The following is an 8,480-nucleotide window of genomic DNA, read 5'->3' on the forward strand; positions in this document are numbered from 1 at the left end:
ACTTCGGCGAAACTTTTTACCCGCGCTACGATCGACGCCATGATATTTCGGTCGTCGGGATTTACGAACTAAGCAAGCGCGTGACACTATCTGCCACCTGGGTGTATGGGACGGGTAACGCCCTCACGGTACCACGCGGACAATACTCCGCCTACTCCGACAACGCCAGTAATCTGATGCCGGGAGTCGGTAGTTTGAATTGGTATGGCCAGGGAGTCAATGAGTATGGCCCCAAAAACTCTTTCCGGGCCGAACCCTACCACCGTCTCGACGTCGCGGTGCAGTTTCATAAGAAATTGAAGCGGCACGAGCGGACCTGGGAATTTGGCATTTACAACGCCTACAATCGCCGCAATCCGTTTTTTTACAATGTAGGTAGTGAGGAGGTTTCGAACACCAATTCCCAGCCCAACGGCTCTTACACGAGCAAAACTGTGTTGCAGCGCGTATCGCTGTTTCCTTTTCTACCTTCGTTCAGTTATAATTTTAAATTCTGAGTAGGGGAGAGGGCTTGCGGCGCGGAGTTGCACGTGCAATGAATTTTTTTAAATCTTTGATAATACGTCTTTCGAACAAATGAAATATTTTGCCTTTCTCCTCCTTATTGTCCTAACATCCTGCGAGTCGCTGGTAAATACTATCCCCGAAGACAAACTACCTCAGGGCGACCCACAGCTTACCATGTTCTGCTATATTTCCCCGCAGGACACCGTCATCCGAGCCAAAGTGAGCCGATCCCGCCCCGCCTTTGGGATGTACAGCAGCAACGGACAATCGTATTTTCTGGAAAACGGCGACACGATCCGTACAAATCAACCACTCACGACCGCCACGGTAACAATCAGCGACGGGCAAACGACCGCCAATTTGCGCTACCAAAAGCCCAATCAGGTTTTTGACCTTCCGGTGAGCCAGTTTCCCATCCGGGCGGGACAAACCTACACCTTGACTGTGACCGAAGGCGGGCAAAAGGCCCAAGCCACCTGCACTGTCCCAAAAGATCAAGTACCCGTCAAGAGTTATACGTTGGATTCAATGATTGGCAACCGATTCGGCAATACGCAGAAGATTCTTACTACCAACTTCACTTGGGACGACCCGGCGGGCGAGGCCAACTACTACCGGGTCAACGTATACGAGGTGATCGACGCGCCTGCATTCAGATTCAATCAAGCAGAGAAGAAGTACTACGAATACCGTCAAACCTTTATCAATAACTATCGGGTCGATCGCAATAACTTCCGCAGCGTGTTCCAAAACGACAAGAATTTGGACGGCACTACTTTTGCCTCTCCCCAGTTTGAGAGTTATAGCAGCTTACTTAACTACGGAGGAGGAATCACAGTGGATGGCAAACCTCTCTTGCCCAGTCGGCCAGCCGAAAGGGTAGGGATATATTTGCAAGTCCAGAATGTAGATGTGCCTTACTATGAGTTTCATCGGTCGCTGGAAAACTACAACGGCGACAATCCTTTTACTGAACCCTCACTAATTTATACCAACGTCAAGGGCGGCTTAGGCGTCTTTGCCAGCTACAACCAAAGTACCAAAGCCATCAAACCCTAAAACTCAAAAAAATAGGGCGTATTTTTACGCCCTATTTTTATTGTGGTAAAACTTAAAAACTCATGAAAAAACTACTAGCCGTTTGCTTCGTAGCGGGTACTTTGTTCGCCTGCGGCAGCAATGATTCGACCCAGAACCTGCGCGACAACGAAACGCCCGTAATGGCCGAAGATGAAGTGGATAATCGCCAAATTCAACCCGACACGCTGGGGATTGACACGACGGCGGTGAATTAATCCACCGTTTCTTCCATTACCTTAGCCTTGGAAAGGTGCAGTTCCAGGGCGGCTACTTTTCCGGCGGCCCAGGCTTTAAGGTCTGGGTCTTTGCCATCTTCGCCTTGCTCTTTGAAGTGCTTGATGTCTTCTTCGTGGTCTTTCACCATTAATTCGGCATAGGCCTCGTCGAATTCCTTGCCCGTTTTTTCGGCCAGTTCGTTGTATTTCTCCTGCTTGTCTTCGCTCAGCGTAGTGGGTAGGGTGATGTTCTTCTGTGAGGCCAGTAGTTTCAGTTCCTCGTTGGCCTGGCCGTGGTCGATGGTCATCAGACGCCCAAACTGTTTGACGTCTTCAGAAGCCCCGTTTTTCTGGGCCAGCTCGCCCAATTGTACCTCGAACATGCCTCCATCGGCGGCGGTTACGGCAAACTCTGCATCGTCTTCCATGGCTTCGCCCAGCATGTCTTCGTTCATTTCTTCGGCTTGCTCAGCGCTGTCGTTTCTGTCGTTGTCGCAGGCGGCGGTCGCGAACAGCGAAGCGGCTAGCATCAGGTTGAAAGCGATCTTTTTCATAGTGTTAATCGAATTTTAGGTTATGGGAAAATGAGTTTAGTAGATACTAAAATTTTGTGCCAGCCCGGCAGCTGTACAGAGTGAAAACAGCCATTTTACCGCAATTGCTTATATTTGGCCCCGCTACGCCATTAGCGAAAGTTGGCATAGCGGTTCTGACCCTCTTTTTGACACTACCCACTCTAATCGAACTCTCCCGAAAAAGTACATGGAAATTTTAGGCATCGACATCGGCGGCTCCGGCATCAAGGGCGCAAAAGTAAACATCGAAACGGGCGAACTGACTACCGAGCGCTTCCGAATTCCCACGCCCGATCCCTCCAAACCTGCCGCTGTTGCTGATGTCGTCAAAGAAATTGTGAAGCATTTTGAGTGGAAAGGCCCGGTTGGCTGTGGCTTCCCGACCGTTATTGACAAGGGTATCGCCCGTGGCCATAGTAATATGGATCCTGAGTGGGTGGGTGTCCACATTGAAGAACTTTTTCGCAAGAAAACCGGGCAGCCCTTCAAGGTTATCAATGACGCTGACGCCGCCGGACTGGCCGAAATGAGCTTCGGCGCGGGCATCGACAAAAAGGGACTGGTCTTCGTCCTGACGCTGGGTACGGGCATCGGCTCGGGTGTCTTTCTGGACGGCAAGTTAATCCCTAACTTCGAGCTGGGCCGACTGCTGCACACCAATGGCAAGCCCATCGAGTACTACGCCGCCGACTCGGCCCGTCAGCGCAAAGAACTTAGCTACAAGAAGTGGGGTAAGCGGCTGGACGTGTTTCTGCACCATATCATTCGTCTCTTCTCACCCGATCTCATCATTTTGGGCGGCGGGGCCAGCAAAAAGTACCATAAGTTTGAGGACATCCTGACGATCGACGTCCCAATTCTAGTCGCTGAAACCCGCAACGAAGCCGGAATCATCGGAGCGGCAATGGCAGGAGTTGGCTTAGTGATGAGTGATGACGAGGCCGCCCAGCAGTAATGAATTGGTACAAGTGAGAGCAGAGCGTTCCTTCTCGGTTTGACTTTACTTTGTGACTTTGGATCGCAGCGGCCAACCGCCTTTGCCCCTTCAAAAAATAACCAAATACAAAAACAGCAATACCAGCAGCACGGCAACGATTTGAATCCAACGGCTTTGTTTGGGGAATTCGTAGCTGCAGATGGGGCAAGAGTCGCTTTTGGCGTCTATTTCCATGGCACAGGAGGGGCATTCCATTGTTTTCATCGTGAGGAGAAGGGGTAGTTTATTTTTAAGTAATGCTCAATTGAGTCGATTTTGACCTAAATAACAGAAAACTCAGAAAAGAATTCTTGCCTGAGTTTCTGCCGCAACTACTAATGGATGCATGAGTCAGCCCCGACCCAAGTTTTATATTCGCCTGCTGGATCGTCTTTCGGGGGTTTCCTGGAAAAGCATTTATCGGCTATCCTCGGCGCTCAACTTCCTCCTGTATAGGGTAGTTCCCTACCGTCAAAAGGTGATCTTTCAAAATTTACGCCGGAGCTTTCCTGGCAAAAACGAAGACGAAATTCGCGCCATTGCTCGCCGCTACTACCGCCACCTTGCCGATACGATATTCGAAACGGTCAAATACCGCAGCTGTCCGGCGGAAGAAATCCTCGAACGCATCGAAGGCGACATCGGCCTGGTGGATCGGCTCTACACCGAAGGTAAAAACGTCCTGTTTTTGATGGGACACCGCGGCAACTGGGAATTGGCCAATCTCTTCTCCTCGTTGCGGTTTTCACACGAATGTTTGGTCGTCTATCGGCCCCTTGCCAATCGTGATTTCGACCAGTGGTTCCTTGATCTGCGTACGCGCTTCGGGGCCAAGATGGTTCCCATGAACGACATCGCCGCCGAACTCCGCAAACCCCGCAGAAAACCCTACGTGGTCGTGCTGGCCAATGACCAGTCACCGCCGCCCGAGTCGGCTTTCTGGACTACCTTCCTGCACCAGGACACCGGATTTTTCCGGGGCGGCGAAATCCTGGCCCGCCGCAACGATCTAACGGTTCTCTACGCTGATTTCAGCCGCATCGAAGCTAAGCGGGGTTTCTACCACGTCGAAATTTCGCTGATTTGTGATGAGTGCAAAACTCTGCCTCGGAATGGCGTTCTGGAAAAGCAAATTCGGTTGTTGGAAAGCGACATCCGGGCGCAGCCTTTCAACTGGTTGTGGAGTCATCGGCGCTGGAAGCACAAGCGGCCTTCATAAAGTACTCTTTCGAAGCCTGTTTTTCTGTTTATACATTTTTGAAAAAAAATTAAACAATCGTTTGATTTATAAAATCTATTGCTACCTTTGCAGGAGATAGAACGACAATGACTGAGGAAAAGCAAGACGCCGAAAAGAAAATAAAGGAAGCCGCCCGCCGGGTGTTTCTGGCGCAGGGCTACGAAGGGGCCAAGATGCGGCAGATCGCCGAGGAGGCAGGTGTGAACCTGGCAATGATCAATTATTATTTCCGTAGCAAAGAGCAACTGTTTCAAAGCATCTACGCCGAAACCCTGGCGCAGTTCGTCGGGCAAATAATACTTATGCTTAACGAACCTACGCCATTGGAAGTGAAAATTTGGAAGATTGTCGATCGCTACACCGATTTTATTATGGATAATCCGCTCATTCCCAGATTTATTTTGTCAGAACAACAAGTGAACGATGGAGCATTTTTCAAAGGGATCAACGCGCGGGGGCTCATTGGACAATCCGTATTCTCAAAGCAGTTAGCGGAGGAAGCGGAGAAAGGAAATATCCGTGAAATTGCGCCGCTGCAGGTGATTATGTCCATTTTGGGTAACATCGTTTTTCCCGTCGTGGCGAGGCCCGTAGTGACCTACGTTGGTAGTCTGGACGATGATGGTTTTAAGGAGTTTATGAAGGAACGCAAGCAAATCGTCCCGGAAATGATCATGGCGTACTTGAAATTGAAGTAAAAAAATTTGTTATTAAAACAAACAGATGTTTAGATCAGATGTTTGATTAGTTATGAAGCGATACCTATTTTTACTGTACTTTCTAACAAGTTGGTCGGTGCAAAGCCAGTCGGTCCTGACATTAGAGCAATGCTACGAAGCGGCCCGTACCAACTACCCCTTGCTGAAACAAAAGGAAATTCTGGCCCAAAACGGGGAGCTGGCGATCGAGAATCTAAACAAAAACCGGAGGCTGCCCCAACTGGCGGTCAACGGCCAGGCAACCTGGCAGTCGCAGGTGACCAAACTACCTATCGAACTACCTAATTTCTCCGTCCCCACCCTCAGCAAAGACCAGTACCGCATTACGCTCGACGCCAGCTACGCCCTCTACGACGGCAACCTGACCCAACTGCAATCCGAAGTACAGCGGGCCAGCACCGCATCCGCTCAGCAGCAGGTGGAAATAGAACTGAATCGATTGAAAGACCAAGTCGACGCCTTGTTCCTCAACGCTCTGCTCACCGACGAAAATCTGATACTGACTCAGGCAATCCTGGCCGATCTGGCAAACAGATTAGAGAAATTTAGGGCAAACGTCCGTTTCGGTACGGTGGCGCAAATGGACGTCGATGGTTTGGAGGCAGAACTACTTACCGCCCGCCAGCGCCTCGCCCAACTCGACGCCACACGATCGGGGCTGCGCGAATCGCTGGCTTTGCTCACCGACTTACCTATTTCCGACAGTACGAAATTGGTTGTAGAAGTACTTCCAAACCAGGTTAAAGTAGGAAATGAAATGGAAGTAGCAAGCGAAGTAGAACAAGGCAGACCCGAACTCCAACTTTATCAGGCGCAGCGGTCGCTCTACGACGCTCAGTTCCGATTGACAGCCAACAAAACGAAGCCGCGACTGAGTCTCTTTGCTCAGGGTGGCGGCGGAAGACCGGGATTGAACTTTCTAAGTAATGATTTCAAGGGCTTTTTTATCGGCGGTCTGCGGTTGAACTGGAATCTTTCTTCGGCCTATACCCTGAATAATGACCGGCAGATGATTATGCTCAACCGTCAAATCGTGGACATTCAACAAGCTACTTTTGAGAAAAACCTAAGCGTACAACTCCGACAGCAACAAACCGAAATCGACAAACTGACGGCACAACTCGCCACTGACGCCGAAATCGCGGCCCTGCGGACGCGCGTCCGGCAAGCCGCTGCCGTTCAGCTCGACAACGGAGCCATCGCCGCCCGCGACTACACAGCCCTGCTCAACGCCGAAAACCAGGCGCAATTGAACCAAAAATTACACGAGTTGCAGTTGGTATCGGCCAGGATTCAGTACCGGACTTTGGCGGGAAATTAGGCTGAGAGTTCTCGTAAAGAAACATATAAGCCCTGAAAGGGCGTAATACGGCAGCGTAAGGTGAAGCCTTGCGAAAACTAAGAACCCGACAAAACAAAGCCCTGAAAGGGTGAAATCCTGATCTATCTCTAAAAAGCCTTTTTTCATAATGAAACAGATCACCATTTTATTCCTAGCCGCTCTCTTTCTCCTCGGCTGCAATCCTGACGAAGACACCGCCGATGCCTACGGCAACTTCGAAGCCATCGAAACTACCGTTTCGGCCCAGGCGACGGGCGAACTGCAGAGCTTCACCGTGCAAGAGGGCGAATCGCTGGACTCTGGCCAGACGGTGGGCCGCATCGACACCGAGCAGTTGGAACTGCGCAAGGCGCAGCTACGCGCCAGCGAGCGAGCTGTGCAAAGTCGCGCCCCCAACGTGTCGGCGCAGCTTTCGGCCTACGAACAGCAGATTGCGGTACAGCAGCAGCAGCGCAAGAACTTGTTGCGCGAGCAGGAACGCGCCCAAAACCTGGTCACCGCCGGAGCAGCCCCTAGCAAGCAACTGGATGATATAAACGCCCAACTCGAGACGCTGGAACGGCAGATTGCCCTCACGCGGCAGCAACGCGTGGCGCAGGCCTCGGCCCTCAACACCCAGCGCAGCGGCACCGTGGCCGAAACCGCGCCGCTGGCCGAGCAGGTGAAACAACTCGACGATCAGATCGGCAAGGCGACGGTCGTAAACCCGATTGGCGGCACCGTGACGGTAAAGTACGCCGAGCCGGGTGAAGTGGTCAGCTACGGCAAGCCGCTGTACAAAATCGCGACGCTCGACAACGTTACGCTCCGCGCCTACGTAGGCGGTGACCAATTGGTGAACGTCAGGCCCGGCCAGCGGGTACAGGTAGCCGTGGATGCGCCAGAGGGTACTTTAAAAACCTACGACGGGGTAGTTACCTGGATTTCCAGCAAGGCTGAGTTTACGCCCAAAGTCATTCAGACCAAAGAGGAGCGGGTGAATCTCGTGTACGCCATGAAAATCGTCGTCAAAAACGATGGCGGCCTAAAGATCGGAATGCCGGGCGAAGTGCGGTTTGGCAAGAAGACAGAATTATGATCACCATCGAAAACATATCGAAATCCTACGGCGAAACCAAGGCGGTGCAGGACGTGTCGCTGACGGTGGAGGCGGGTGAGCTTTTCGGGCTGATTGGGCCGGACGGGGCGGGCAAAACTACCCTTTTCAAAATCCTGGTCACGTTGCTGCTGCCCGACGCGGGGTGCGCTACCGTGGCCGGACGCGATGCAGTGCGCGACTTCCGGGCTTTGCGGTCGGTGGTAGGGTACATGCCGGGACGGTTTTCATTGTATCCCGATTTGAGCGTGGGGGAGAACCTGCAATTTTTTGCGACCGTTTTTGGTACTTCCATCGCTGCCAACTACGAGCTTATTCGCGAGATTTATGTGCAGTTAGAACCGTTCAAGAATCGTAGGGCGGGAGCGCTTTCGGGTGGCATGAAGCAGAAGCTTGCTCTTTGCTGCGCCCTGATTCACAAACCGGAAGTACTTTTCCTGGACGAGCCGACTACGGGCGTGGATGCCGTGTCGCGCAAGGAGTTTTGGGATATGCTCGGAAATCTGAAAGAGCGCGGCCTGACGATTTTGGTTTCGACACCCTATATGGACGAGGCCAGCCTTTGCGACCGCATCGCCCTCATGCAAACCGGAAAAGTCCTGGCCATCGACACGCCCACGGGCGTGGAGCAACTCTTTGACAAACCGCTGTTTGCGGTAAAGGCGAACGACAGGTATCGTCTCATTCAGGATTTGCGAAAAGCTCCGTTCACAGTCACCTGCTACGCCTT

General features: G+C 51.9%; 9 protein-coding genes and 1 pseudogene. 9 read left to right on the forward strand and 1 reads right to left on the reverse strand.

The annotated features are described in order from the left end of the window. The 3 genes and pseudogenes from ACEW8P_RS08295 to ACEW8P_RS08305 all read left to right on the forward strand — a co-directional run. Positions 1-497 (forward strand): annotated as a pseudogene (locus ACEW8P_RS08295) (TonB-dependent receptor); the annotation flags it as partial. A 79-nt stretch (positions 498-576) separates the two neighbouring features. Beyond that, positions 577-1,566, forward strand: coding sequence for a DUF4249 domain-containing protein (locus tag ACEW8P_RS08300; RefSeq protein ID WP_373512620.1), 990 nt, complete (start codon positions 577-579; stop codon positions 1,564-1,566). 62 nt (positions 1,567-1,628) lie between these two features. Next, the gene (locus ACEW8P_RS08305; protein WP_373512621.1) at positions 1,629-1,802 is read left to right on the forward strand and encodes a hypothetical protein; all 174 of its coding nucleotides are present in this window, start codon (positions 1,629-1,631) and stop codon (positions 1,800-1,802) included. Here ACEW8P_RS08305 and ACEW8P_RS08310 read toward each other — a convergent pair. Continuing rightward, positions 1,799-2,356, reverse strand: a complete 558-nt coding sequence (locus ACEW8P_RS08310; RefSeq protein WP_373512622.1) for a DUF4142 domain-containing protein — start codon at positions 2,354-2,356, stop codon at positions 1,799-1,801. The two genes, ACEW8P_RS08305 and ACEW8P_RS08310, sit on opposite strands and share 4 nt — an antisense overlap. Before the next feature lie 208 nt (positions 2,357-2,564). Between ACEW8P_RS08310 and ppgK the strand changes: the two genes are divergently transcribed. The 6 genes from ppgK to ACEW8P_RS08340 form a co-directional block, all read left to right on the forward strand. Further along, a complete protein-coding gene (gene ppgK / locus ACEW8P_RS08315; protein WP_373512623.1) occupies positions 2,565-3,332 on the forward strand; it encodes a polyphosphate--glucose phosphotransferase in 768 nt (255 codons plus the stop codon). Between the two features lie 367 nt (positions 3,333-3,699). Beyond that, on the forward strand, positions 3,700-4,572 hold the full coding sequence (locus ACEW8P_RS08320; RefSeq protein WP_373512624.1) for a lysophospholipid acyltransferase family protein: 873 nt from the start codon (positions 3,700-3,702) through the stop codon (positions 4,570-4,572). Between the two features lie 107 nt (positions 4,573-4,679). Beyond that, on the forward strand, positions 4,680-5,291 hold the full coding sequence (locus ACEW8P_RS08325; protein ID WP_373512625.1) for a TetR/AcrR family transcriptional regulator: 612 nt from the start codon (positions 4,680-4,682) through the stop codon (positions 5,289-5,291). Between the two features lie 52 nt (positions 5,292-5,343). Then, positions 5,344-6,633 carry a TolC family protein gene (locus ACEW8P_RS08330; protein ID WP_373512626.1) on the forward strand — a complete coding sequence of 430 codons (1,290 nt, stop codon included), beginning with the start codon at positions 5,344-5,346 and terminating at the stop codon, positions 6,631-6,633. A gap of 148 nt (positions 6,634-6,781) precedes the next feature. Beyond that, a complete protein-coding gene (locus ACEW8P_RS08335; RefSeq protein WP_373512627.1) occupies positions 6,782-7,732 on the forward strand; it encodes an HlyD family secretion protein in 951 nt (316 codons plus the stop codon). Next, positions 7,729-8,480, forward strand: a 752-nt coding sequence (locus tag ACEW8P_RS08340) for an ABC transporter ATP-binding protein (RefSeq protein WP_373512628.1), incomplete at its 3' end; no start/stop codon positions are given. The genes ACEW8P_RS08335 and ACEW8P_RS08340, both read left to right, overlap by 4 nt.

The organism is Persicitalea sp., assembly GCF_041751555.1.
Taxonomy (GTDB): domain Bacteria; phylum Bacteroidota; class Bacteroidia; order Cytophagales; family Spirosomataceae; genus Persicitalea.

Excerpts from the sequence above, each read along its gene's own strand:
- ACEW8P_RS08325 (WP_373512625.1), top strand. The coding sequence starts at position 4,680 with ATGACTGAGGAAAAGCAAGACGCCGAAAAGAAAATAAAGGAAGCCGCC.
- ACEW8P_RS08305 (WP_373512621.1), top strand. The coding sequence starts at position 1,629 with ATGAAAAAACTACTAGCCGTTTGCTTCGTAGCGGGTACTTTGTTCGCC.
- ACEW8P_RS08300 (WP_373512620.1), top strand. The coding sequence starts at position 577 with ATGAAATATTTTGCCTTTCTCCTCCTTATTGTCCTAACATCCTGCGAG.
- ACEW8P_RS08330 (WP_373512626.1), top strand. The coding sequence starts at position 5,344 with ATGAAGCGATACCTATTTTTACTGTACTTTCTAACAAGTTGGTCGGTG.
- ACEW8P_RS08335 (WP_373512627.1), top strand. The coding sequence starts at position 6,782 with ATGAAACAGATCACCATTTTATTCCTAGCCGCTCTCTTTCTCCTCGGC.
- ACEW8P_RS08320 (WP_373512624.1), top strand. The coding sequence starts at position 3,700 with ATGAGTCAGCCCCGACCCAAGTTTTATATTCGCCTGCTGGATCGTCTT.
- ppgK (WP_373512623.1), top strand. The coding sequence starts at position 2,565 with ATGGAAATTTTAGGCATCGACATCGGCGGCTCCGGCATCAAGGGCGCA.
- ACEW8P_RS08310 (WP_373512622.1), bottom strand. The coding sequence starts at position 2,356 with ATGAAAAAGATCGCTTTCAACCTGATGCTAGCCGCTTCGCTGTTCGCG.